We start from the raw sequence: 23,008 nt of genomic DNA on the forward strand, positions 1-23,008 counted from the left end.
GACGTTCTGGGGCTATATTGCTCGTGTGTCCACCACCGACTCCACGGTCGTGGCCGTCACCGGCGAGGTCCCAGCGGCCTCGCTGGGCGCGGTCCTTCCGCACGAGCACCTGCTGAGCGACTTCGCCCCGACCGACGACACGCCCGAAGCCTGGGCCCGTGCCGGCCGCGTCCGTCCGACGGCGGCGAGCACGCTGCGGCTCTACCGCGCGCCGCTCACGATGGACCTGCTGGGCGAGGTCGGCATGGGCGCCGTCAACCGGGACGACCTGCTGCTCGGCGACGCGGGCCTGGCCGCCGCCGAGCTCGCCGCCTTCCGCGAGGCCGGCGGCGGCACGGTGGTGGACCTCACGGCCGACGGGCTCGGCCGCGACCCGGCCGGGCTGCGCCGGCTCGCCGAGGCGACCGGCCTGACCGTCGTCATGGGCTGCGGCCGGCACCACCCCGCGCGGACCGGCCTCCCCACCGGCGGGGACGCCGCCGAGCAGCTGACCGAGGAGCTGCTCCGCGACCTCACCGAGGGCGTGGACGGCGTGCGCGCCGGCGTCATCGGCGAGCTGGCCGCGCTCGACCCCGGCGTGCCCGCCGAGCGCGCGCTGCTGGTCGCGGCGGCCCGCGCGTCGGCGGCCACCCGCGCCGCCGTCTCGCTCGCCCGCGATGACGACCCCGCCGTCCAGCAGCGCGTCCTCGACCTGCTCGCCGAGGAGGGCGCGGACCTCGCGCGGGTGGCCGTCGGGCACTGCGACGCGCTCTCCCCGCGTCCCGACGAGCTCGAACCGCTGCTCGAACGCGGCGTCTTCGTGCAGTTCGACCAGCTCGGCAGGCTGCCCACCGCGCTCAGCGTCTCCGACGACCAGGACGTCGCCGCGGCCGTGCTCGAACTCGCCCGCCGCGGCCACGCCGGACGCCTCCTGCTCTCGCACGACGTACGCGCCAAGTCGCAGCTCCTCGCCTACGGCGGCGGCGGTTACGCGTTCGTGCTGCGGCAGTTCGTCCCGTACCTGCGGATGCTCGGCGCGGACGACGAGCTGATCGAGACCGTCACCGTGCGCAACCCGAGGCGGCTGCTCGCGCTCAGGACCGAGGAGGCGGGCTCGTGAGCCGCTACCCCTTCCCCATCCCGAACCTGGCCGGACAGGCGCTCACCGTCGCCGGCCCGGTGGACCCGGCGCTGCTCGGGCAGACGTCCATGCACGAGCACATCTTCGTCGACCTGCGCAGGCCCGCCCGGTCCCGCCGTCCCGGCGAGGACGCGCCCGCGGCGGCCGAGCCGCTCACCCTGGACACCCTCGCGCGCGTCCGCCACGGCGGCCCGAACGCCGACAACGACCTGCTGGGCGACTTCGACGAGATGCTCGCCGAGACCCTCGCCTTCGCCCACAGCGGCGGGCGCACCATGGTCGAGGTCTCGCCCATCGGCCTCGGCCGGGACCCGGAGGCGCTGCTGCGGCTGTCGCGGGCCAGCGGGCTGCACATCGTCATGGGCGGCGGCTGGTACACCCCGACGTTCCATCCGGCCGACATGGCCGGGCGCACCGTGGACGAGCTGGCCGACGTCATCGTGCGCGACGTCGTGCTGGGGGCCGACGGCACCGGCGTCCGCGCGGGCATCATCGGCGAGGTCGGCGCGGAGTCGGCGCCGCTGACGGACGGCGAGCTCAAGAGCGTACGCGCCGCCGGACGGGCCTCCCGCGTCACCGGCGCGCCGGTCACCTTCCACTTCGGCGGCGTCGGCGAGGAGAAGTTCCGGGTGCTCGACATCCTCCAGGAGGAGGGCGTCGCCCCCGGCAACGTCGTCCTGGGCCACTGCGTGGACGTCCTGTCCGGCCCCGAGTTCGCCGAACGCCTGCTCGCCCGGGGCGTGTTCGTCGAGTTCGACTTCCTGGCCGCGCCCGGCAGCCCGTGGGGCCACCTCGTCCTGGGCAGTGACCACAAGGTCCTGCGCGGCATCGCCGACCTGGTCGAACGGGGCTACGCACGGCAGATCGTGCTCGGCCACGACGTCTGCCAGAAGATCCAGCTCAAGAGGTACGGCGGCAAGGGCTACGACTACATCCCGCGCCACTTCCTGCCCGCCCTGCGCCGCCTCGGCGTCAGTGCCGAGGCCATCCACATGATCATGGTCGAGAACCCGGCACGGGCCCTCGCCTTCGCAGCCCCGCAGTGACCAGGAGAACCATGCCCCCCACCCCCGTCCCCTTCGAGCCGGCGCTCGCCGCGGTCCTGGACGGCATGCCCCGGCCCGACGGCCCCGCCCCGACCCTGGAGACCATCCCCCTCATGCGCGCGGCCGGCGCGGCCATGCCCATGCCGTCCGTCGCCGAGGTGATCGGCGACCGGGAGATCGACGCCGAGGAGCGGTTCGTCCCCGGCCCGGCCGGCGCGCCCGACCTGGAGGTCACCGTGCTGCGCCCGCGCCGCCCGGCGGCCCCGGTACCCGGGCTGTTCAACATCCACGGCGGCGGCATGATCACCGGCCATCGGGCCATGGACTTCCCGCGCCTGGTCGCGCTCGTCGAGGCGCTGGGCGTCGTCGCCGTCAACGTCGAGTACCGCCTGGCCCCCGAGCATCCCCACCCGGCGCCGGTCGAGGACTGCTACGCCGGGCTGGCCTGGATGTCGGAGCACGCCGCCGAACTCGGCGTGGACCCCGGACGCGTCGTCGTCATGGGCGGCAGCGCCGGAGGCGGCCTGGCCGCCGGCGTCGCCCTGCTGGCCCGCGACCGCGGCGGCCCGCGCCTGGCCGGGCAGCTCCTGCTGTGCCCGATGCTGGACGACCTCAACACCACCGTCTCCAGCCACCAGTACGACGGCCTCGGCACCTGGCCGCGCGCCCTGAACCTGCTGGGCTGGCGGGCCCTGCTCGGCGAACGGGCCGGCGACCCGGACGCCGACGTCTCCTGCTACGCGGCCCCGGCGCGGGCCGCCGACCTGTCGGGGCTGCCGCCCGCGTTCGTCGAGGCGGGGGCCGCCGAGCTGTTCCGCGACGAGGACGTGGCGTACGCGTCGCGGATCTGGGCCGCGGGCGGTCAGGCCGAGCTGCACATCTGGAGCGGCGCCTTCCACGGCTTCGACATCTTCGCACCGGACCACGAGATCACCCGCGCCGCCCTCGCCACCCGCCTGTCCTGGCTCCGGCGCACTCTCACCCTCTGAACCCCCGTCCTCCCGGCTCCGGCCCCCGGCGGCACGGCCCGACGGGGGCCGCCGCGGTGGGGTCAGAGATTCAGGGTTCGCTGGAACCAGGAGTGCTTGGTCGCCAGGGCGGCGCGGGAGACGCGCGCGCCCGGTGTGCCCGTGAAGCCGTGGTGGCCGCCCGCCCACACGTGCAGTTCCGCCTGGCCGCCGGTCGCCCAGATGCGGCCGGCGAACTCGACCGCCTCGTCGCGGAACACCTCGGCCGCCCCGACCTCGATGAAGACCGGCGGCAGCCCCGACAGGTCGGACGCCCGCGCCGGGACCTCGTGCGGCAGCACCTCCGGGGTGCCGCGCCGTTCGCCGAGCAGGGCGGTCCAGGCGGTGTCGTTGTTGTTGCGGTCCCAAGCGCCGATGCCGTCGTACTGGAGGCTCGACACGGTCGAGTTCCGGTCGTCGATCATGGGCGCGCCGACGTAGAGGCCGGCGGCGGACGGGCCGTTCCGATCGCGGGCCATGATGCCGACGGACGCGGTGAGCCCGCCGCCCGCGCTGAAGCCGGACACGACCAGGCGGCCCGGGTCGAACCCCAGCTCCCGGGCGTGCGCGGCGGTCCAGACGAAGCCCGCGTAGCAGTCCTCGGCCGCCGCCGGTGCCGGGTTCTCGGGGGCCAGCCGGTACTCGACCGTCACGCCGACCATGCCGTGCTCCAGGGCCGCCTGGATCAGGCTCTCGATGCCGAAGAACCGGCTGCCGAGGATCATGCCGCCGCCGTGGATCTCGTACACGGCCGCCGCGCCGGGCGCGGGGCCGCCCTTGGGACGGACGACCGTGAGGGTGACGTCGGGGGCGCCCTCGGGGCCGGGCACGTCCACGTCCCACCACTCGACGGGACGGCCGGCGACGATCTCCTCCATGGGCGGGATGAGCCCGGCGAAGATCTCGCGGTTGCGCAGGATGGTGTCCGCGCGCAGCGGCACGCTCTCGACCGCCGTCAGGAACGCCGCGAGACCTTCCGCCAGCTCAGGGTCATAGGGGACGGGGACGTGGCTCATCGTGCCGCCTCTCGGAGATGAACGGACGCCTTAAAGTCTACGAGCGTAGAAGCTTTCTGTCCTGATATACACGGGTACGCGATCAGTCTGACCATGTCCCCCCAAGGAGAAGACCATGGTGAAGAGACTTCTCGAAGCGACCCCGTTACGCGCAGGGGTCGTGGCGGCCGTCGCGTTGACCGGCACGCTGCTGACCACCACCCCGGCCGGCGCCACCACGGCGGGCCTTCGGACCGCCTCCGCCGTCCGGGCCACCTCCGCCGTCCAGGCCGCCGCGGCCTCCCGCCCGGCCAACGGCCGGATCATCTACGACCGCCTCAGCGGCGGCCGCGGCACACTCAAGATCAAGAACGGCACGTCGAAGGACGGCGTCGTCACCATCGTCAAGGGCAGGACCAAGGCCGTCAGCATCTACGTGCGCGCCAGATCCACGGCCCGCATCCGGGACGTCAGGGACGGCACGTACCGCATCTACTTCACGACCGGCTACCGGTTCAGCACCTCGAAGGGCCGCTTCACCAGGGCCGCGAGCTACCAGAAGTTCAACGACCGGCTGCGCTTCCGCACGACCTCCACGCAGTACACCATCTGGACCCTGACCCTCAACCCGATCAGAGGCGGCAACGCGCGGACGAGCCCCGTGAACCCGAAGGACTTCCCCTGATCCTCACTCGGGCGGCGCTCCCTGGTCGCTCCTGTCGAACCCGCCCCCGCCGAACCAGCTGAGGACGCGGTCGAGCCGGACGTACAGCCGGGGCGGCAGGTGCGGCAGCACCCGGGAGTGCCGCTGGCCGAGCAGCGCGATGAACTCGACCGGCGGGAGGTCGATGTAGCGCGGCAGGTTCTCGTACCACTGGGCGCTGAGGCGGGCCGACTTCTGGTGCGGGCGGATCGCCGCACGGCGTTCGCGGTCGTAGCGGGCCAGTGCGGCGTCCAGCTCCGGCTCCTGGTTCAGCGCGTTGACCAGGAAGGCGGCGTCCCCGAAGGCCAGGGCGGTGCCCGCGCCGATGGAGTAGTGGGTGGTGTGCGCGGCGTCCCCGATCAGGACGAGGTTGTCGCGGTACCACGTGCGGTTGGTCAGCGTGCGGAAGTTCAGCCAGTACGCGCTGCCGTCGGTGTGGGCCCGGCCGATCAGCGGATGGCCGTCGAGGATGTCGGCGAAGAGCTTCTCCAGCAGCGCCAGGCCGTCGGCCTCGGCGGCCTGGTCGAGGCCGAGCCCCTTCCAGGTCTCGGGGGAGCACTCGACGACGCACGTGCTGTGGTCCTCGCTGAAGACGTAGCCATAGCACCAGATCCAGCCGTGCGGGGTCTCGACGAAGGCGAAGGTGAAGGCGTCGAAGACCTTCGTGGTGCCGAGCCAGATGTAGTGGTTGCGGCCGACCGCGACCTCGGTGCCGAAGTGGTCGGCGTGCGGCTCGCGCAGGGCGCTGTTGATGCCGTCGCCGGCCACGACCAGGTCGGCGTCCAGTTCATCTTGGCTTGCGATCTCGCGGCCGTACTCGATGTGCACGCCGAGGGAGCGGGCGCGGTCGGCGAGGATGTCGAGCAGGCGGTGACGGCAGATGCCGAAGCCCTCGTCCGACTCCGTCAGCGTCACCGTCGCGCGGTCCTGGATGTGGGTGGCCCAGCTGTCCCAGCGGATCGAGTTCTCGCGGATGACGTCCGCGGACTCGGGGTCGGCGGCGCGCAGGTTCTTGAGCAGGTCGTCCCAGTAGGTCACGCCCCAGCCGTAGGTCGCCCCGGCCGGGTTGCGCTCATGGACGGTGATCTCGTGGGACGGGTCGACCGTCTTCATCAGGATCGAGAAGTACAGATTGGCGGGTCCACCGCCGACGCAGGCGACCTTCACACTAGCTCCCCTAGCGACAGAAAGTAATCAATTCAGCACAGAGAGTATCAGAGGGTCTGTGCCAGGGGAGGAGGCGCGCCCGCCGGACGGTCAGGCCGCCACTCGTGCCGTCCCGCGCAGGCCGAGGGTGAGGCTGCCGGCCAGGAGCACGACGCCGGACAGCACCCCGCTGACGATGGGCACCCAGGCCAGCGCGGGCGTACCGGCCAGGACGAGACCGCCGACGCCGAGCACCGTGAGCGCCACGCCCGGCACGGCGATGCTCCAGTCCTTCCAGATCGGCGCCAGCGCGACGAAGTGCGCGCCCACCACGAACGCCACCCACGCCACGTTCCCCTCCTCGGGACGTCCGAGCGCGGCCAGCACCCGCAGCCCGCCGAACAGCAGGACCGCCTCGACCACGACCACGGCCAGGTAGCCGGGCCCGAACATGCCCCGCCGTCCGGACGGGGCGGGACGTCCCGCGCGCGCGGCGCGGAACCACATCGCGAGCACGGCCGCCGCCGCCAGGCACGCGGCGCCCCGCAGGAGGTTCGCGGTCACGGGGCCGAGGGGGTCGTGCGCGTTGACGACGACGAACACCGCGCCGAACACCGCGCCGACCAGCAATCCAGTCATTCTCTGCATGACGTCCATCGAAGCGCCCGCCGCGATCCGTCCGCGCGGGGGCTGGACCGAGTACGGGGTAGCCCTGTCCCTACCCCACCGCGCCGCGGCGCGGGATGGCCCTAGCGCGCCACGCCGCGCAGGTAGGCCAGTACGGCCAGCACCCGGCGGTTGTCGTCCTCGGTCGCGGGCAGGTCGAGCTTGGTGAACACGGAGGCCACGTGCTTCCCGACGGCCGCCTCCGTGATCGACAGGGCACGGGCCACGGCGCTGTTGGAACGGCCCTCGGCGATCAGCGCGAGCACCTCCCGCTCCCGGGGCGACAGCTGGTACGCCGGCTCGGTGACCTCCCTGGCCCGCGCCCACGACAGCTCGAACAGGTCGATGAGAGCCGCGATCAGCCCCTGCTGCCTGATCATCAGCGCGCCCGGCGTGTGAGCGATCGGGGTGATCCGGACGAACGCCACCGAGCGGTCGAAGATGAGGAGCTGCTGGATCGGCTCGTCGATGACCCGGTGCAGGTCCCCGGCGGCGTGCAGCTCCTTGATCCGGGCGGCCTTGCGCGGATCGTCCAGCATGCTCGAATGGACGATCGTGCGCATCGCCAGCCCGTGCCCCAGGGCGTCGAGCACGGTACGCCTGCTGCGCTGCTCGTCGCGTCCCTGCTCGGGCGAGCCCACCGGGTGCATGGCCCGCAGCTCGGCCGCCGAGCGGGTGGCGCGCAGGATGTGCCGGCGGACGAGCTCGGCGTCCTCCAGCCGCTCGACGTCCACGGGGATGCCGCGCAGCTCGCCGACCACCTCTTCCAGGCGGCGGGCGAGGCTGTCCAGCGACTGACTCTCGGTCACGCTCCTCCTCCGCACGCGAAGCCCATTCTCTCCGCCCGGCTCGGCAATGCCCAAATCAACGCAGGGACGCCCGAACCGGCGAAAGGGCGCCGCCCTGTCGGACGGCGCCCCGGTTCGCGGGACCGCTGAGCGGCCTGGATCAGTCGCGCGGGTCCCAGCCGTCGGTGTCGACGTCCAGGTCGAGCCCGTCGGCGATGTCGCCCCAGTCGGCGAACTTGAAGTTGGTGTTCTCCCGGTCCGCCGTGGCCGGCGTGTTCACGCCGTCGTGGGCGATGAACAGGCCCTCGTCGAACTCGCCCAGCGGCACGTTGAGCACGGTCGAGCCGTCGCTCACCTCCGAGCCGTCGATGCCGTTCGCCTCGCCGATGCGGAACTGGCCGAGGTAGGAGTTGGAGCCCTCCCTGCGGTAGACGGCGAAGGTGTTGTCACCCTGGCTGGAGGCCAGCAGATAGCCCTTGCCGTCCTCGCGGTAGTAGATGGTCAGGCCCTCGGCGTCCGCGGTGAGGTGCTTGCCGCCGTAGCCGGGGTCGGCGCCGGGGGTGCACTCCTCGGTCGCGGGGTCGTACGTGCCGGGGACGCCGTACTCGCGGACCTTGTCCACCAGGACGGGCGTGCCGGTGAGGTCGGCGCGCACGCGCCAGATGCCGACGTCCTCCTGGGCGGCGTAGAGCACGTCCCGCTCCTGGTCCACGACCATGCCCTCGACCTGTGCCTGCTCGTCCGGCTCAAGGCAGGGGGACCAGGTCTGGCCGTTCGGCAGGGTGAAGGAGTTGGGCAGGGTCAGTGTCCTGACGAGCTGGTAGCCGATCTTGCCGCCCGGCTTGGCGAGCAGCTTGACCAGGCCGACCGAGGTCTTGTGGCGGCGGCTGACCAGCGCGTACGTGCCGGTGGAGTCCTTCCAGGCAGCCAGGCCGTAGGCCGTCTCCGCGTCGTTGACCTGCTGCTGCGTCGCGTTGAACACGAACGGCGCGGCCGGGTCGGTCACGTCGGTGAGGTGGCCGTGCGAGATGGAGTAGATGCGCAGTGTGTCCCGGCCGCGGTCGGAGACGATCGCCAGGTCCCTGCCGCCGAAGCCGTAGGTGACGTCGACGTTGTTGAAGCGGCCCGCCTCGTCGTCCGGCCCTGGGGCGGCGGGCGCCGGCAGGTGCTGGAGTTGCTGCCCGTCGAGGTCGTAGACGTAGAGGCCGCCCTTCTTGGCGGTGGCGATCACCACGCTGTCCTCGGAGTCGGACGGGTCCACCCAGATCGCGGGGTCGTCGCCGTTGGCGTCGCCGCCGGCCGCGTCGTCGTAGAGGGAGGGGGTTTCGACTTCGGGATACACGGTCGCCACGCCGGAACCGGCCGCGGGTAAGGCGGTCCCGCCAACCATGGCCAACATCAGGGCTGCCAGGGAGAGCCTGGACAGGGGACGCATTGCGCCTCCTCGTTCGGGGTGTTGATGTTGCCCCAGAACGTAACGACAGTTTTACAAGAAATCAATACGTCATCCTTATGTCAGGACATTAAGTGTTACATCTGAGCCAGGGCATGCCGAACGGCCCGGCCGGAGGCTCCCGGCCGGGCGGTCCTCGGCCGCGCTAGCTGCGGTTGACGCGCCAGAAGTCGGACATGGTCTGGCGGTTCCGCAGGTCGCCGAGCAGGCCCTCGGGGTCGGTGTGGAAGAGCTGGCCCTGCCAGTCGGACAGGCCGGGCGGGGTGACCATCGGCTTGACCGTGCTGTTGCCCGAGACGCCGCCCTCGCCGATCTCGTGCTTGACGCCTTCCTCGGTCATGATGAAGTGCACGAACAGTTTGGCCGCGTTCGGGTGCTTGCTCTTGGTGGCGATCGCCGCGTACTTCGGGTAGCTGAACCCGACGAAGGGGGTCATCCCCTCGCAGGCGGCCTGATGGTAGCCCTTGTCCTCGTTGTTGCGGAACTTCGAGATCGACATGAAGCCGATCTTCTTGTCGGTGGCGGCCGGCGCGCCCACCGCGGCGGAGATGTCCTCGTCCGAGCCTGTCAGCACCGGCTTGTTGAGGGACATCCGCTTGATCCACTCCAGGGCGGCGCTCTTCTCCTCGGTCTTCAGCGGCTTGCCGTACTTGGCCTGGTAGGCCTGTTCGAGCGCCTGGTTGCCGTACGCGTCGAGCTGGGTGAAGAACGACAGCACGGTCGGCTTGCCGAGCGGGTCCTGCATCACCAGCTTGCCGGACCACTCCGGGTCGGTCAGGTCCCAGACGTTCTTCACCGGGCAGCCGCCGGGGGAGAGCTTGGTGTTGTAGCCGAAGACCGTCGCCTTGGAGAGCGCGAGCAGCGGGTTCTGGTTCTCGGCCGGGATCTGGTCCTTCAGGTCCCCGGGGATCCAGGTCTGCGTGACGCCCTGCGGCGCGAGCTGGCCGACCAGGACGCCGCCGTCCTCGTACATGGCCGCGTCGATGGTGACGTTGTCGGCGGCGTGTTCCCTGGTCATCTTCTCGGCCGTCTGCGGGGTGTCCGACTTCACCCCCTCCATGGCGATGCCGTACTTCGCGGTGAACGCCTTGGCCACTTCCTCGATGTCGCCGCTGGAGTCGTAGACCAGGACGCTGCCTTCCTTCTTCGCGGCGGAGACCAGCGCCTCCAGGTCGAAGTTCGCATCGAGTGACGGGCCGGGCAGCGCCTTGGCCGTCGCCGCCGCCGACGGTCCTCCGCCTGCGGTGGAGGGCGCGCACGCCACGGCGGCGGTCGCCAGCAACGCCATGGAGATGATCTTCCCGGTACGCCTCATGATGGCGTCACTCCTCTTGCCTCTCGGGTTCGCAGGCGCCGCGCCAGCCCCGACCGGCGCCATTGTGTGCTCACGATGAACGTCACGTGAATAATTTGTCAAGACATTCTTACGTGGGGATCCAGCCACGGCCTTGCCGCCCAGCTACGACAGTTCATCCTTATGTCAGGACAAAGCCTTGACTGTTCATCTCCTGTTCATCTAGAACTGGAGGCCCCCTGGATGAGGAGCGATCATGCGTGTGGGTCTGCTGGGCCTTGGACGTATAGGCATGTTCCATGCCACAACGCTGTCCACCTTGGTTGACGAGCTTGTCGTGTCCGACGTGGACACGGCGAGGGCGGAGGAGGTGGCGCGGCGGCTCGGCGCCCGGACCGGCGACCCCTTCGACACGGACGCGGTGGTGATCGCGACGCCGACCTCCGCCCACGCCGAGGCCCTGCTGCTGGCGTGCGAGCGGGGGGTGACGGCGTTCTGCGAGAAGCCGGCCGCGCCGACCGTCAGGGAGACGTTACGGGTCGCCGAGGCCGTCGAACGGGCCGGAATCGGCGTGCACATCGGCTTCCAGCGCCGCTTCGACGCCGGGTACCGGGCCGCCCGCGAGGCGCTGCTGGCGGGCGAGCTCGGCGAGTTGCACCGCGTCCACATGCTGACCGGCGACCCCGCGCCCCCGCCCGCCGAATACGTCGCCCAGTCCGGCGGCATCTTCCGCGACTGCCACATCCACGACTTCGACATCCTGCGCTGGGTCACCGGCCGCGAGGCGGACGTCGTGCAGGCGGTCGGCGCCAATCGCGGCGATCCGTACTTCGCCACCGCCGGGGACGTCGACAACAGCGCCGCCCTGATCGTCATGGACGACGGCACGCTGGTCACCCTCCAGGGCTCCCGCTACAACGGCGCCGGCTACGACGTGCGCATGGAGCTGGCCGGCACGCTCGGCACCCGCGCCGTCGGGCTCGGCGACCGCACCCCGCTGCGCTCGGCCGAGGGCCTGAGCCCGGACGGGCCGCCGTGGCCGGACTTCCAGACCAGGTTCGAGGCCGCCTACGTCGCCGAGATGGGCGCGTTCCTGTCGATGGCCAGGGGCGAGAGCGAGAGCCCCTGCACCGTCCGCGACGCCCTGGCCGCCCTCTACCTGGCCGAGGCCGCCGACCTGGCGCGCCGCGAGGGCCGCCCGGTGCGCGTGCTGGAGGTGGCCAAGTGAGGATCGCCGCCGCGCCGATCTCCTGGGGCGTGTGCGAGGTGCCCGGATGGGGACACCAGCTCACCGCCGACCGGGTGCTCGCCGAGATGGCCGAGCTGGGCCTGACCGCCACCGAACTGGGCCCCGAGGGCTTCCTGCCCGCCGACCGCGACCTGCTCGGCCGGTACGGGCTGCGCGCAGTGGGCGGATTCGTCCCCGCGGTCCTGCACGACCCCGCCCACGACCCGCTGCCCGCACTCCGCGCCACCTGGGCCTCCTTCGCCCCGGACGTGGTCGTCGTGCTGGCCGCGGCCACCGGCGCCGACGGCTACGACGCCCGTCCCGAGCTGGACGAGGCCGGCTGGCGCACCCTGCTCGGCAACCTCGACCGCGCCTTCCACGAGGCGAAGGGCGACGGCCGCGCGCTCACCCTGCACCCGCACGTCGGCACCATGGTCGAGACCGGCGAGGAGGTGGACCGGGTGCTCGGCGGCAGCGCCGTCCCGCTCTGCCTGGACACCGGCCACCTGCTCATCGGCGGCGGCGACCCGCTCGACCTCGTCACCCGCGCCCCCGAGCGGATCGCCCACGTGCACCTGAAGGACGTCGACGCCGCGCTCGCCGGACGCGTCCGGGCCGGCGAGCTGACCTACACCGACGCCGTCCGCGCCGGGATCTACCGCCGGCTCGGCCTCGGCGACGTGGACGTCCGGGGCATCGTCGAACGCCTGACCGCCGCCGGGTACGACGGCTGGTACGTCATGGAGCAGGACGTCGTCCTCGACGCCGAGCCCGAGGCGGGCGCCGGCCCGGCCGACGACGTCCGGGCGGGCGTGGCGTTCCTGCGGGGCCTGGCATGAGCGCCCTCGACGTGCTGACGATGGGCAGGGTGGGCGTGGACGTCTACCCGCTCCAGAGCGGCGTGTCGCTGCGCCACGTGGAGACGTTCGGCAAGTACCTGGGCGGCAGCCCCACCAACGTGGCCGTCGCCGCCGCCCGCCTGGGCCGCTCCAGCGCGGTGATCACGCGGACCGGCGACGACCCGTTCGGCGCGTTCGTCCACGACGCGCTGCGCTCGTACGGCGTGGACGACCGCCTGGTCGGCGCCGCGCCAGGCCGGCCGACCCCGGTCACGTTCTGCGAGATCAGGCCGCCCGACGACTTCCCGCTCTACTTCTACCGCCAGGACGCGCCCGACCTGGAGATCACACCCGGCGACCTCGACCTGACGGCCGTCACCGAGGCGCGGCTGTTCTGGGCCACCGTGACCGGCCTGTCGGCCGAGCCGTCCCACGCCGCCCACCTGGCCGCCTGGCGGGCCCGCGGGCGCGCCCGGCACACCGTGCTCGACCTGGACTACCGGCCCATGTTCTGGGCCGGCGCGGCCTCCGCCCGCGAACGGGTGCGGGAGGCGCTCGCGCACGTCACCGTCGCGGCCGGCAACCTCGACGAGGTCGAGGTGGCCACCGGCACCCGCGACCCGCGCGCGGCCGGCGAGACCCTGCTGGCCGCGGGCGTCGAACTGGCCATCGTCAAGCAGGGCGCGGACGGCGTGCTCGGCATGACCGCCACCGAGACCGTACGGGTGCCGCCCGTGCCCGTCGAGGTGGTCAACGGGCTCGGGGCCGGCGACGCCTTCGGCGGCGCCCTGTGCCACGGCCTGCTCGAAGGCTGGCCGCTGGAGCGCACCCTGCGCTTCGCCAACGCCGCCGGCGCGATCGTCGCCGGACGCCTGGCCTGCGCGCCCGCGATGCCCACGGCGGACGAGGTCGAGGCCGTCCTGTCCGCCCCCCTCTCGGAAGGAGCCGCCACGCATGCGTGAGCAGGACTACCGGCGGCTGCTCGACCAGCGCGCCTGGCAGCCGGAGCGTATAGCCGAGGCGGCGGCGGCCCGCCGGCGCAGGCCGCTCAGGAACGGCAGGGAGCAGTTGCTCATCATCGCCGCCGACCATCCGGCCCGCGGCGCACTCGGCGTGGCCGGCCACCCGATGGCGATGCGCAGCCGCGCCGACCTGCTCGACCGGCTCATGACCGCCCTGGCCAGGCCCGGCGTGGACGGCGTGCTGGCCACCCCCGACATCGTCGAGGACCTGCTGCTGCTCGGCGCCCTCGACGACAAGATCGTCATCGGCTCGATGAACCGCGGCGGCGTGGCCGGCTCGGTGTTCGAGTTCGACGACCGCTTCACCGCCTACGACGCCCCCTCCATCGCCGCGATGGGCCTCGACGGCGGCAAGATGTTGTGCCGGATCGCTCTGGAGGACAGCGCCACCGCCGCCACCCTGGCGAGCTGCGGCCAGGCGGTCACCGACCTGGCCAGGCACGGCCTGATGGCGATGGTCGAGCCGTTCTGGTCCAGGCGGCAGGACGGCGCCGTGCGGCACGACCTGTCGCCCGAGGCCGTCATCCACTCCATCAGCGTCGGCCAGGGGCTCGGCGCCACCTCCGCCCGCACCTGGCTGAAGATCCCGGTCGTGCGCGACATGGAACGCGTCGTGGAGTCCACGACGCTGCCCGTGCTGCTGCTGGGCGGCGACTCCGGCCAGGACTCCGGCGAGATGTACGACTCCTGGCGCAAGGCGCTGCGCCTGCCCGGCGTCCGCGGCCTGGTGGTCGGCCGGGCGCTGCTCTATCCGCCCGACGGCGACGTGGCAGCCGCCGTGGACACCGCGCTCGGCCTGCTGGAGGGCGGCGTGCCCGATCTCGTGCAAGGAGGTGCCTCATGAGGCTGACCACCGCTCAGGCGCTGACCCGCTTCCTCGCCAACCAGTGGTCGGAGCGCGACGGCGTCGAGCAGCGGCTGATCGCCGGCGTGCTCGGGATCTTCGGCCACGGCAACGTCGCGGGCGTCGGCCAGGCGCTGGCCGAGCAGGGCGCGGGCACGCGCGACCCGCTGCCGTACTACCTGGCCCGCAACGAGCAGGCCATGGTCCACACGGCCGTCGGCTACGCCCGTACCCGTGCGCGGCTGTCCACCTTCGCCTGCACGACGTCCATCGGGCCCGGCGCCACCAACCTGGTCACCGGCGCGGCGCTGGCGACGATCAACCGGGTGCCGGTCCTGCTGCTGCCCGGCGACGTCTTCGCCACCCGCGCCCCCGGCCCGGTGCTGCAGGAGCTGGAGGACCCCCGGTCCTACGACGTGTCGGTCAACGACTCGCTGCGCCCGGTGTCGCGCTTCTTCGACCGGATCAACCGGCCCGAGCAGCTCCCGTCCGCGCTGCTGGCGGCGATGCGGGTGCTGACCGACCCCGCCGAGACGGGCGCGGTCACGCTGGCGCTGCCCCAGGACGTGCAGGCCGAGGCGTACGACTGGCCCGAGGAGCTGTTCGCCCGCCGGGTGTGGCACGTCGCCCGGCCGGTGCCCGAGCCGGCCGCGCTGGCCAGGGCCGAGGAGCTGCTGCGCGGCTCCCGCAGGCCGCTGATCGTGGCCGGCGGCGGGGTCAGGTACAGCGGGGCGTGGGCGGAGCTGACCCGCTTCGCCGAGAACCACGGCGTGCCGGTGGGCGAGACCCAGGCGGGCAAGGGCGCGCTGCCGTACGACCACCCCTGCGCGGCCGGCGCGATCGGCCACACCGGCACCGACGCGGCCAACACCCTGGCCCGTGAGGCCGACCTGGTCATCGGCGTCGGCACCCGCTACACCGACTTCACCACCGCCTCCAGGACGCTGTTCGGCCAGGCCGCCTTCCTCAACGTCAACGTCACCGCCTTCGACGCGGCCAAGAACGCGGGCGCCACGCTCGTCGCCGACGCCCGCGAGGCCCTGCGCGCCCTCGACGAGACGGACTGGCGGGCCGACCCCGAATGGACCCACCGGGCCGCCGCCCTGGCCGCCGCCTGGCAGTCGGAGATCGGCCACACCTACGCGGGCCCCGAGCTCACCCAGCCCGTCATGCTCGGCATCCTCAACGAGGTCGCCGAAGGCGGCGTGGTGGTCAACGCGGCCGGCTCGATGCCGGGCGACCTGCACCGGCTCTGGCGGCCCGCCGACCCCGAGCAGTACCACGTCGAGTACGGCTACTCGTGCATGGGCTACGAGATCGCCGGCGGCCTCGGGGTGAAGCTGGCCGCGCCGGAACGCGAGGTGTTCGTGCTGGTCGGCGACGGGTCGTACCTGATGATGGCGCAGGAGATCGCGACCGCCGTGCAGGAGCGGATCAAGCTGGTGATCGTCCTGGTGGACAACCGGGGATTCGCCTCCATCGGCAACCTCAGCGAGTCGGTGGGCGCGCGGCGGCTCGGCACCGCGTACCGGACCCGCGGGCCCGGCGGCGACCTCGACGGCGAGCCGCTGCCGGTGGACCTCGCCGCCAACGCCGCCAGCCTGGGCGCCGACGTGCTGCGCGCCGACGGCCCCGAGTCGCTGCGGGCCGCCCTGGTCAAGGCCAAGGAGTCGGCCAGGACCACCGTCGTGTACGTGGCGCCCGTCCCCGGCGGCGGCCCCGGCGCGCAGGCGTGGTGGGACGTGCCGGTCGCGGAGGTGTCCGGGCTGCCCGACGTCCGGGCCGCGCGCGAGCGCTACGACGAGGCCAAGCGCGACCAGCGGCCCTACCTCTGATGGGCTGGACGCTGGCCTTCGCCGCGGTGGCCACCCTGTTCGTGCTGATCAGCGGGGCCAACGACGGCGCCACGCTGATCGGCCTCGGCCTGCGCTTCCCGCGCACGCCCGGCTGGGCGGCCGCCGCGCTGCTCGTCGTGGTCCTGTTCGCCGGGCCGTACGTGCTGGGCGTCGCGGTCGCGCGGACCTTCACCGAGGGGCTCGCGGGGCTCGACTCCAGGAGCGGCGCGGCCGTGTTCCTGGCCGGCGTGGCGATCGCCGTCGTGGTGGTGGCGGTGCTGACCGGCAAGGGGCTGCCCACCAGCCTGACGCTGGCGGTGATCGGCGGGATCGCGGGCGCCGGGCTCGGCGCGGGGCTGCCGGTGGCCTGGACCGGGCTGGTCACGGTCCTGGCGATCGGGGCGTGCGCGCCGCTGGTCGGGCTGGGGCTCGGTTACCTGCTGGGGACCGCGTCCAGGCGGGTGCCGTCCTCGCGCCGGATGCCGGGGCTGGTGCTGGCCGCCCACCTGGTGGCCTACGCGGCCCAATGCCTGGCCTACGCCGTCAACGACGGCCAGAAGATGATCGCCGTCGTGAGCGTCGCCGTGGACGTGGGCCGCAACGGACTCGGCCGGGTCGGGCCCGTGCAGGTCGCGCCGGGGTGGATGGCCGTGCTGGTGGCGCTGTTCCTCGCCGGGGCGCTCACCACGCTGCCCCGGGTGGGTGAGCGGGTCGGCCGCGGCCTGGTCATCACCCGGCCGCTGCACGTGCTGTCGGCCGAGACGGCGGCCACCGGCGCCGTCCTCGGCAGCTCGGCCCTGGGCAGCCCGGTCAGCATGACCCAGTCCGTGACGGCCGGAGTCGTCGGCGTGGTGGCAAGCGAAGGAAGCAGGAGGGTGCGATGGCAGGGAGTGCTGAACATGGGTACGGCGTGGCTGGTCACGCTGCCGTCGTCCATGGCTCTGGGCGCCCTGGCCGGGCTCGGCCTGAGGCTGCTGTGAGCGGCGGGAGGAGCCGCCGGCTCGCCCGCGTCTGGGACGACCTGCGCGGCCGGTCGGGACGCCGGGTGATCGACCTCGTCCGCGGCCAGGTCGCCGTGGCCAGGGAGGGAGCCGTGCTGGCCTGCTCGGCCGCCTCGGGCACGACCGGTCAGGCCGCCGCCCGCGCCCGGATGGCCGAGGTCGAGCACGAGGGCGACGCGGCGCGGGCCGAGCTCGTCCGGGCGCTGAGACGGGTCCTGGCCACCCCCATCGACAGGGAGGACCTGTTCCGGCTCTCCCGCTCGATCGACGACGTGCTGGACCAGCTGCGCGACTTCGTGCGCGAGGCGGACCTGTTCGGGCCCGCCGACCTCACCTTCGCCACCGAGCCGCTGGGCGCCGTCATCGACGGCCTGGACCAGCTGGACCGCGCTCTGCTGAAGATCACCGGCGACCCCGGCTCGGTCACCGTGGCCGTGCTCGCCACCCGCAAGTCCCGCAGCCGCGTCCGCCAGCTCCACCAGGCCCGGCTCACCGAGCTGTTCGCCGGCCCGCTGGACATGGACACCCTGCGCGAACGCGAACTGCTCTCCCGACTCGACGCCGTGGGCCGGCGGCTCGGCGAGGCCGCCGACGCCCTCGCCGACGCCATGCTCAAACGAAGCCACTGAAGACCCCCCGAAGGAAGACCCATGGCTGTTCTGACCAAGACGGAACCGCCGCCTCGCCCGCCGAGACGGCGCCGACTCCGCTACCGCCTCCAGGTCCTGCGGCACGACCCGACCGCCGCGCTCGGCCTGATCCTCGTCGTCCTGCTCGCCTACCTCGTCGTCGCCCCTCTGATCGCGGTCCTGTCGGACGCCTTCCGTCTCCAGTTCGGCGACGAGTTGCACGCCGGCCAGCAGCCGGGGGAGTGGACGGGCTACTACCTGTGGCGGGTCTTCCGCTCGCAGATCAGCGGCCTGCTGTTCTGGGGGCCGCTGGTCAACACGCTGGTGGTCGCGGTCGGCACCGTCCTGTTCGCGCTGCTGCTCGGCGGCGGGATGGCCTGGCTGGTGACCCGCACCAACGTGCCCGGCCGCAAGTGGCTGGCCGGGGCGCTGGTGGTGCCGTACATGCTGCCGTCGTGGACGTTCTCGCTGGCCTGGTTGACGCTGTTCAAGAACGCGCGGGCCGGCGGGCAGGTGGGCTTCCTGGAGTCGGCCGGCGTGCGCACCCCCGACTGGCTGGCCTACGGACCGCTGCCGATCATCGTCACGCTGGGGCTGCACTACTACCCGTTCGTGCTGCTGCTGGTCGGCAACGCGCTGCGCAGGATCGACGTCCAGCTTGAGGACTCGGCCCGGATCCTCGGGGCGCCGCGGCGCGTCGTCGTGCGGCGGATCGTGGTGCCGCTGATGCTGCCCGCGCTCTCCTCGGCCGTGTTGCTCGTGGTCGGCCGGGTGCTCGGCACGTTCGGCACCCCGTACGTGCTCGGCCTGCCCGCCGACTACCAGGTGCTGTCCACCGGGCTGTTCCAGTCGATCAGGGACCGCAGCACCGGCGTGGCCTCCGTGCTCGCCACCGTCATCGTGATCATCGGCGTGCTGATCGTCTTCACCGACATGCGGCTGATGCGCGAGCAGCGCAGGTTCGTCACCGTGGGCGGCAAGGGCGCGATGGACCGGCTGGGCGACCTGCGCGGCTGGCGCTGGCCGGCGTTCGCGCTGGGCGCGGTGGTGTTCGTGGTCAGCGTGCTGATCCCGGTGCTCACGTTGCTGCTGTCCACGCTCACCCGCACGCCGCTGGACCTGTCCACCCTGACGCTCGACTACTGGATCGCCGACCGGCTCCCCGGCGCGGTCGGGTTCCCGCACGGCATCCTGCGCGGCTCCGAGCTGTGGCAGGCCGCCTGGAACTCGTTGCGCATCGTCGGCCTGGCCTCGCTGATCTGCGCGGTCGCCGGCCTGCTCATCGGGTACGTGGTGGTCCGTGGCACCGCCCCGCGCATCGCCGGGTTCCTGCGCCAGGTGTCGTTCCTGCCGTACCTCATCCCCGGCATCGCCTTCGCGGCCGCCTCGCTGTCGCTGTTCGCGGTCGCCCGCGGGCCCGTCCCGGCGTTGTACGGGACGACGTTCCTGCTGATCCTGGTCATGGCCGTCACGCATCTTCCGTACAGTTCGCGCTCGGGCATCGCGGCGATGATGCAGCTCGGCCGGGAGCCGGAGGAGGCCGCGCAGATCGCCGGGGCCTCCTGGTGGCACCGGATGCGGCGGATCATCTTCCCGATCCAGAAGGGCGCCCTGGTCACCGGGATCGTGTTGCCGTTCATCTCGGGGCTGAAGGAGCTCAGCATCGTCGTGATGCTGACCACCACCGGCACCCAGCTCCTCACGACGCTCTCCATCGGCCTGGTCGACTACGGATACACGCAGCTCGCCAACGGCGTCGTCCTCATGATCGCTTTGCTCTCCTTCACCATGACTTCCCTGACCCAGCGGCTGACCAAGAGCAGCCTGGCGTCCGGCCTAGGAGGATAGATGCCGAACATCACCTTGAGCGCAGTCTCCAAGAGCTACGGCGGTGGCGACCACGCGGTGAAGAACCTCGACCTCGTGGTGCCCGACGGCGCCTTCATGTGCCTGCTCGGACCCTCCGGCTGCGGCAAGACCACCACGCTGCGCATGATCGCCGGCCTCGAACAGCCCACCGCGGGCAGCATCGCCGTCGGCGACCGCGTCCTGGACTCGGTCGAGCAGGGGGTCTACGTCCCGCCCGAGAAGCGGGCCATGGGGCTGGTCTTCCAGAACTACGCGCTCTGGCCGCACCTGTCGGTGCGCGACAACGTGGAGTTCGGGCTGCGCATGCGCAAGGTCCCGGGTCCCGAGCGGCGCGCGCGGGCCGAGGCGGCCCTGAAGATGGTGCACGTCGACGCCGCCATGGACCGTTACCCCTCCCAGCTGTCCGGCGGCCAGCAGCAGCGCGTCGCCCTGGCCAGGATGCTCGCGGTCAACCCGTCCGTTCTCCTGCTGGACGAGCCGCTGTCCAACCTCGACGCCCGGCTGCGCCTGGAGATGCGGGCCGAGCTCAAGCGCATCCACGAGGAGTCCGGCGCGACGATCGTCTTCGTCACCCACGACCAGCTCGAAGCCCTCACCATGGCCACCGACGTCGCCGTCATGAACGAGGGCGAGCTGCAGCAGCTCGCCGCTCCGATGGAGATGTACGAGCGGCCCGCCAACCGGTTCGTCGCGGAGTTCGTCGGCAGCCCGCCGATGGCCATCGTGGACACCGGGCCCGCGCCCGGCGGGCTGGCCGGGTCACTGCTGCGGTTCGTGGCGGCGCGCGACCCGGAGGTCACCCCGGCCGCCGTCGGCATCCGGCCCGAGGCGCTGCGGCTCGGCGCGCCACCCGCCGCCGCCTGGAGCGAGGACGCGCTGGTCGAGGCCGTGCTGCCGGCCGGCTCCTCCTGGACGGTACGGCTGCGCGTCCTGGACACCGAGCTGTTCGCCCTGTCGTACACGCCGGTGCGGGCCGCGCCCGGCGACGTGCTGCCCTGCTGGACCGAGCAGCTCCACCTCTTCGGCGCGGACGGTGCCCGCCTCTCCTCCTGGGACCGGGCGGGGGTGACCGCGTGATCCGGCCCAAGGCGCTGCTCCTGGACTTCGGGGGCGTGATCGTCGAGACCGCCAAGCGGCCGTCCTGGGCGGCCGAACTGGCCGCCGAGGTGCACACCATGCTGGCCAGGACCGGGTTCGACGGCCTGACGGCCGCGGACGTCGAGAGCGACATCCGCGCCGGTGCACGAGCCGACAAGTACTGGAAGGACTCCACCTCCCGGCAGTTCGCGCCCGAGGAGATGACGCACCGCCGGTTCTGGGCCGAGTTCGTCGCCACCGACTGGCCCGAGCAGGCCCGCACGCTGGTCTCCGTCGAGGCGACGCCCCTGTGCAGGCGCATGGGCGAGCTGCGCAGCGACAGGAAACTGCGCACCGGCATGGAGGAGCTGCTGAACGCCTGCCTGCGGAACGGCGTCGTCCCCGCCGTCGTCAGCAACGCCCTGTGCGGGGCCGTGCACCGCGACTACCTGGCCGGCAGCGGCCTGGACCACCTGGTCGCGGCGCAGGTCTACAGCGACGAGGTCGGCGTGCGCAAGCCGAACCCCGAGATGATCCGGCTCGCCTGCCGCGCCCTCGGCGTCGACCCCGCCGAGACCTGGTACGTCGGCGACAACTACGACCGGGACGTGATCTGCGGCGCCCGGGCCGAGGTGGGGGCGACCGTCCTGATGGTGTCCGCGAGCACCGACAAGATCCCTTATCCGGTGCGGCAGCGCCCTCAGGCCACGGTCGAGGACCCCCGCGCCCTGCTGAGCCTCCTGGAGGAGACATGGACGTGAACACCTCTCGCGAGCTGGCCGCCATCGCGGCCGAGGCGGCCAGGGCGGTCGGCGACAGGCTGCGCGGCGCCTTCCGCTCCCGGCCCGAGATCCAGACCAAGCGCGACTTCCACGACCCGGTGACCGTGCACGACAAGGCGGCCGAGGAGGGCATCCGCGAGGTCATCGACCGGCTCTGCCCCGACAGCGTCGTAGTGGGCGAGGAGGGCGGCACCAGGGGAGAGGGCGCCGTCAGCTGGTACGTCGACCCCATCGACGGCACCGCCAACTTCGCCGTCGGCCTGCCGTTCTTCTGCACCTCGATCGCCGCCGCCGTGGACGGCGAGGTGGTGGCCGGGGTGATCTACGACCCGGTGCGCGACGACGAGTTCACCGCCTGGCTCGGCGGGGCCGTCTGCAACGGTGAGCCGCTGCGCAGCGCGGGCGCCCGTTCCGACCGCGAGGCGGTGCTGCTGTCCAGCTACCCCACGCCGCGCGACCTGGCCGAGGACGAGGAGGGCGCGCTGCGCCGCTTCTCCAGGATGACCCAGTCGTTCGCGACCATTCGCCGCCCCGGCAGTGCCGCGCTCAAGCTCGCCCACGTCGCGGCCGGATGGTCCGACGTCGCGTACGGCACCCGCGTCAACGCCTGGGACGTCGCGGCCGGATCCCTGCTGGTCAGGCAGGCCGGCGGTGTCTACATCCCGCTGTCGGGCAGCGTCTTCGAGCCGGGCGGCTACCTCGCCTGCGTCGGCGGGTTCGACCTGGCCTCCTCGGTGCTGGCCGACGTGGCCGCCGGGGCCGCCGACGTCGCCGGGGTGGGGAGCGCGTCGTGATCCGCTGGATCGTGACCGACCTGGACGGCACGCTCGTCGGGCGCGACCTGGCCATGGTGCCCGCCGCCCGGGAGGCGCTGCGCCGCTACCGGGCCGCGGGCGGCGAGGTCGTCATCGCCACCGGCCGCATGGAACGCTCGGCCCGCCCCTACTACGACGAGCTGGGCCTGGACGGCCCGGCCATCCTCTACAACGGCGCCCGCACCGTGAACCTGGCGACCGGCGAGGTGCTGCGCTCCCGCCACCTGCCGGCCACCGCCTGGAAGACGCTGCTCGGCCTGTTCGGCGAGCTGCCCGCGGGCGTGTACCCGGTGGCGTTCTCCGGTGGGGAGGCGCTGGCCGTGGACGACGTGCCCGAGCTGCGGGACTACGCCCGTCGGGACGGCATCACGCTGCGCGACCCCGGCGACTGGGCGTCGCTGCCCCCCGACGGGATCACCAAGTGCATGCTGATCGGCGACCGCCCGCCGGCGTTGGACATCGCGGGCACGGTCACCGTCCGGTCGGAGGCGACGTACCTGGAGGTGCTGCCGGAGGGGGCGACCAAGGGCAGCGCCCTGCGCGAGCTGGCGAAGGCCCGGGGGGTGCCGCTGGAGCAGGTCGCCGCCATCGGCGACAACCCCAACGACATCGACATGATCCAGGCCGCCGGCCTGGGCATCGCGGTCGGAGACGGCCACCCGGACGTCCTGGCGGCGGCGGACGTGGTGTCGCGCCCCTGCGCCGAGGGCGCGCTCGTGGACGCGGTGGAACTGGCACTGGGAGAGGGAGAACGGTGAAGTCGGTCAAGCATTGGATCAACGGCGCCCTGACGGACGGCGGTGGCCGGACGGCGGAGGTCTTCAACCCGGCGACCGGTGAGGTCAGCGG

At 72.7% G+C, this 23,008-nt stretch carries 22 protein-coding genes; 16 read left to right on the forward strand and 6 right to left on the reverse strand.

What is annotated here, in order from left to right; genetic code table 11:
* Nucleotides 1-25 precede the first annotated feature (25 nt).
* From ABZ815_RS45360 to ABZ815_RS45370, 3 genes are read left to right on the forward strand one after another with little or no spacing between them, the layout of a single operon-like run.
* A complete protein-coding gene (locus ABZ815_RS45360) occupies nucleotides 26-1,099 on the forward strand; it encodes a phosphotriesterase (protein WP_357707985.1) in 1,074 nt (357 codons plus the stop codon).
* Nucleotides 1,096-2,166 (forward strand): aryldialkylphosphatase, encoded by a 1,071-nt coding sequence (locus tag ABZ815_RS45365; protein ID WP_357707986.1) that lies wholly within the window; start codon nucleotides 1,096-1,098, stop codon nucleotides 2,164-2,166. The genes ABZ815_RS45360 and ABZ815_RS45365 overlap by 4 nt, the downstream gene beginning before the upstream one ends.
* An 11-nt stretch (nucleotides 2,167-2,177) precedes the next feature.
* Complete coding sequence (locus tag ABZ815_RS45370; protein WP_357707987.1) at nucleotides 2,178-3,155, forward strand: alpha/beta hydrolase; 978 nt, start codon at nucleotides 2,178-2,180, stop codon at nucleotides 3,153-3,155.
* Between the two features lie 62 nt (nucleotides 3,156-3,217).
* On the opposite strand, the gene ABZ815_RS45375 is transcribed toward ABZ815_RS45370, so the two are convergent.
* Complete coding sequence (locus ABZ815_RS45375; RefSeq protein ID WP_357707988.1) at nucleotides 3,218-4,189, reverse strand: alpha/beta hydrolase; 972 nt, start codon at nucleotides 4,187-4,189, stop codon at nucleotides 3,218-3,220.
* Nucleotides 4,190-4,304: 115 nt separating this feature from the next.
* Here ABZ815_RS45375 and ABZ815_RS45380 point away from each other — a divergent pair, with 115 nt between their 5' ends.
* The gene (locus ABZ815_RS45380) at nucleotides 4,305-4,853 is read left to right on the forward strand and encodes a hypothetical protein (RefSeq protein ID WP_357707989.1); all 549 of its coding nucleotides are present in this window, start codon (nucleotides 4,305-4,307) and stop codon (nucleotides 4,851-4,853) included.
* Between the two features lie 3 nt (nucleotides 4,854-4,856).
* Here ABZ815_RS45380 and ABZ815_RS45385 read toward each other — a convergent pair whose 3' ends face one another.
* From ABZ815_RS45385 to ABZ815_RS45405, 5 genes are all read right to left on the reverse strand, one after another.
* Entirely contained in the window at nucleotides 4,857-6,038 is a 1,182-nt protein-coding gene (locus ABZ815_RS45385) for an FAD-dependent monooxygenase (RefSeq protein ID WP_357707991.1), read from the reverse strand.
* A 90-nt stretch (nucleotides 6,039-6,128) separates the two neighbouring features.
* A complete protein-coding gene (locus ABZ815_RS45390; protein ID WP_357707992.1) occupies nucleotides 6,129-6,656 on the reverse strand; it encodes a hypothetical protein in 528 nt (175 codons plus the stop codon).
* A gap of 110 nt (nucleotides 6,657-6,766) precedes the next feature.
* The gene (locus tag ABZ815_RS45395) at nucleotides 6,767-7,492 is read right to left on the reverse strand and encodes a helix-turn-helix transcriptional regulator (protein ID WP_357707993.1); all 726 of its coding nucleotides are present in this window, start codon (nucleotides 7,490-7,492) and stop codon (nucleotides 6,767-6,769) included.
* 139 nt (nucleotides 7,493-7,631) lie between these two features.
* On the reverse strand, nucleotides 7,632-8,906 hold the full coding sequence (locus ABZ815_RS45400; RefSeq protein ID WP_357707995.1) for a phytase: 1,275 nt from the start codon (nucleotides 8,904-8,906) through the stop codon (nucleotides 7,632-7,634).
* A 163-nt stretch (nucleotides 8,907-9,069) separates the two neighbouring features.
* On the reverse strand, nucleotides 9,070-10,239 hold the full coding sequence (locus ABZ815_RS45405; protein WP_357707997.1) for an ABC transporter substrate-binding protein: 1,170 nt from the start codon (nucleotides 10,237-10,239) through the stop codon (nucleotides 9,070-9,072).
* A gap of 235 nt (nucleotides 10,240-10,474) precedes the next feature.
* On the opposite strand from ABZ815_RS45405, the gene ABZ815_RS45410 reads away from it, so the two are divergent.
* From ABZ815_RS45410 to ABZ815_RS45465, 12 genes are read left to right on the forward strand one after another with little or no spacing between them, the layout of a single operon-like run.
* Complete coding sequence (locus ABZ815_RS45410) at nucleotides 10,475-11,446, forward strand: Gfo/Idh/MocA family oxidoreductase (RefSeq protein WP_357707999.1); 972 nt, start codon at nucleotides 10,475-10,477, stop codon at nucleotides 11,444-11,446.
* A complete protein-coding gene (locus tag ABZ815_RS45415; protein ID WP_357708001.1) occupies nucleotides 11,443-12,285 on the forward strand; it encodes a TIM barrel protein in 843 nt (280 codons plus the stop codon). The genes ABZ815_RS45410 and ABZ815_RS45415 overlap by 4 nt, the downstream gene beginning before the upstream one ends.
* Nucleotides 12,282-13,247 (forward strand): 5-dehydro-2-deoxygluconokinase, encoded by a 966-nt coding sequence (gene iolC / locus ABZ815_RS45420; RefSeq protein ID WP_357708003.1) that lies wholly within the window; start codon nucleotides 12,282-12,284, stop codon nucleotides 13,245-13,247. The genes ABZ815_RS45415 and iolC overlap by 4 nt, the downstream gene beginning before the upstream one ends.
* Nucleotides 13,240-14,151 carry a deoxyribose-phosphate aldolase gene (locus ABZ815_RS45425; protein ID WP_357708005.1) on the forward strand — a complete coding sequence of 304 codons (912 nt, stop codon included), beginning with the start codon at nucleotides 13,240-13,242 and terminating at the stop codon, nucleotides 14,149-14,151. The genes iolC and ABZ815_RS45425 overlap by 8 nt, the downstream gene beginning before the upstream one ends.
* Entirely contained in the window at nucleotides 14,148-15,986 is a 1,839-nt protein-coding gene (gene iolD / locus ABZ815_RS45430; protein WP_357708007.1) for a 3D-(3,5/4)-trihydroxycyclohexane-1,2-dione acylhydrolase (decyclizing), read from the forward strand. Before ABZ815_RS45425 ends, iolD begins: the two co-directional genes overlap by 4 nt.
* Nucleotides 15,986-16,966 carry an inorganic phosphate transporter gene (locus ABZ815_RS45435; RefSeq protein ID WP_357708009.1) on the forward strand — a complete coding sequence of 327 codons (981 nt, stop codon included), beginning with the start codon at nucleotides 15,986-15,988 and terminating at the stop codon, nucleotides 16,964-16,966. The genes iolD and ABZ815_RS45435 overlap by 1 nt, the downstream gene beginning before the upstream one ends.
* Complete coding sequence (locus tag ABZ815_RS45440) at nucleotides 16,963-17,616, forward strand: DUF47 family protein (RefSeq protein ID WP_357708010.1); 654 nt, start codon at nucleotides 16,963-16,965, stop codon at nucleotides 17,614-17,616. Before ABZ815_RS45435 ends, ABZ815_RS45440 begins: the two co-directional genes overlap by 4 nt.
* A gap of 21 nt (nucleotides 17,617-17,637) precedes the next feature.
* Nucleotides 17,638-19,464 carry an iron ABC transporter permease gene (locus tag ABZ815_RS45445; RefSeq protein ID WP_357708012.1) on the forward strand — a complete coding sequence of 609 codons (1,827 nt, stop codon included), beginning with the start codon at nucleotides 17,638-17,640 and terminating at the stop codon, nucleotides 19,462-19,464.
* Complete coding sequence (locus ABZ815_RS45450; protein ID WP_357708013.1) at nucleotides 19,465-20,562, forward strand: ABC transporter ATP-binding protein; 1,098 nt, start codon at nucleotides 19,465-19,467, stop codon at nucleotides 20,560-20,562.
* A complete protein-coding gene (locus ABZ815_RS45455) occupies nucleotides 20,559-21,323 on the forward strand; it encodes an HAD family hydrolase (protein ID WP_357708015.1) in 765 nt (254 codons plus the stop codon). Before ABZ815_RS45450 ends, ABZ815_RS45455 begins: the two co-directional genes overlap by 4 nt.
* Nucleotides 21,314-22,138 (forward strand): inositol monophosphatase, encoded by an 825-nt coding sequence (locus tag ABZ815_RS45460; RefSeq protein ID WP_357708016.1) that lies wholly within the window; start codon nucleotides 21,314-21,316, stop codon nucleotides 22,136-22,138. The genes ABZ815_RS45455 and ABZ815_RS45460 overlap by 10 nt, the downstream gene beginning before the upstream one ends.
* Nucleotides 22,135-22,917, forward strand: coding sequence for a Cof-type HAD-IIB family hydrolase (locus ABZ815_RS45465; protein ID WP_357708017.1), 783 nt, complete (start codon nucleotides 22,135-22,137; stop codon nucleotides 22,915-22,917). The genes ABZ815_RS45460 and ABZ815_RS45465 overlap by 4 nt, the downstream gene beginning before the upstream one ends.
* The last annotated feature ends 91 nt before the right edge of the window (nucleotides 22,918-23,008 follow it).

Origin of the sequence: Nonomuraea sp. NPDC047529, assembly GCF_040642995.1 — a bacterium.
Lineage (GTDB): Bacteria > Actinomycetota > Actinomycetes > Streptosporangiales > Streptosporangiaceae > Nonomuraea.

What these genes read in the sequence shown, in the direction of transcription:
- ABZ815_RS45425 (WP_357708005.1), top strand. Translation starts at nt 13,240, where the DNA reads ATGCGTGAGCAGGACTACCGGCGGCTGCTCGACCAGCGCGCCTGGCAG.
- ABZ815_RS45390 (WP_357707992.1), bottom strand. Translation starts at nt 6,656, where the DNA reads ATGACTGGATTGCTGGTCGGCGCGGTGTTCGGCGCGGTGTTCGTCGTC.
- iolC (WP_357708003.1), top strand. Translation starts at nt 12,282, where the DNA reads ATGAGCGCCCTCGACGTGCTGACGATGGGCAGGGTGGGCGTGGACGTC.
- ABZ815_RS45380 (WP_357707989.1), top strand. Translation starts at nt 4,305, where the DNA reads ATGGTGAAGAGACTTCTCGAAGCGACCCCGTTACGCGCAGGGGTCGTG.
- ABZ815_RS45445 (WP_357708012.1), top strand. Translation starts at nt 17,638, where the DNA reads ATGGCTGTTCTGACCAAGACGGAACCGCCGCCTCGCCCGCCGAGACGG.
- ABZ815_RS45450 (WP_357708013.1), top strand. Translation starts at nt 19,465, where the DNA reads ATGCCGAACATCACCTTGAGCGCAGTCTCCAAGAGCTACGGCGGTGGC.
- ABZ815_RS45435 (WP_357708009.1), top strand. Translation starts at nt 15,986, where the DNA reads ATGGGCTGGACGCTGGCCTTCGCCGCGGTGGCCACCCTGTTCGTGCTG.
- iolD (WP_357708007.1), top strand. Translation starts at nt 14,148, where the DNA reads ATGAGGCTGACCACCGCTCAGGCGCTGACCCGCTTCCTCGCCAACCAG.
- ABZ815_RS45400 (WP_357707995.1), bottom strand. Translation starts at nt 8,906, where the DNA reads ATGCGTCCCCTGTCCAGGCTCTCCCTGGCAGCCCTGATGTTGGCCATG.
- ABZ815_RS45410 (WP_357707999.1), top strand. Translation starts at nt 10,475, where the DNA reads ATGCGTGTGGGTCTGCTGGGCCTTGGACGTATAGGCATGTTCCATGCC.
- ABZ815_RS45405 (WP_357707997.1), bottom strand. Translation starts at nt 10,239, where the DNA reads ATGAGGCGTACCGGGAAGATCATCTCCATGGCGTTGCTGGCGACCGCC.
- ABZ815_RS45375 (WP_357707988.1), bottom strand. Translation starts at nt 4,189, where the DNA reads ATGAGCCACGTCCCCGTCCCCTATGACCCTGAGCTGGCGGAAGGTCTC.
- ABZ815_RS45370 (WP_357707987.1), top strand. Translation starts at nt 2,178, where the DNA reads ATGCCCCCCACCCCCGTCCCCTTCGAGCCGGCGCTCGCCGCGGTCCTG.
- ABZ815_RS45460 (WP_357708016.1), top strand. Translation starts at nt 21,314, where the DNA reads ATGGACGTGAACACCTCTCGCGAGCTGGCCGCCATCGCGGCCGAGGCG.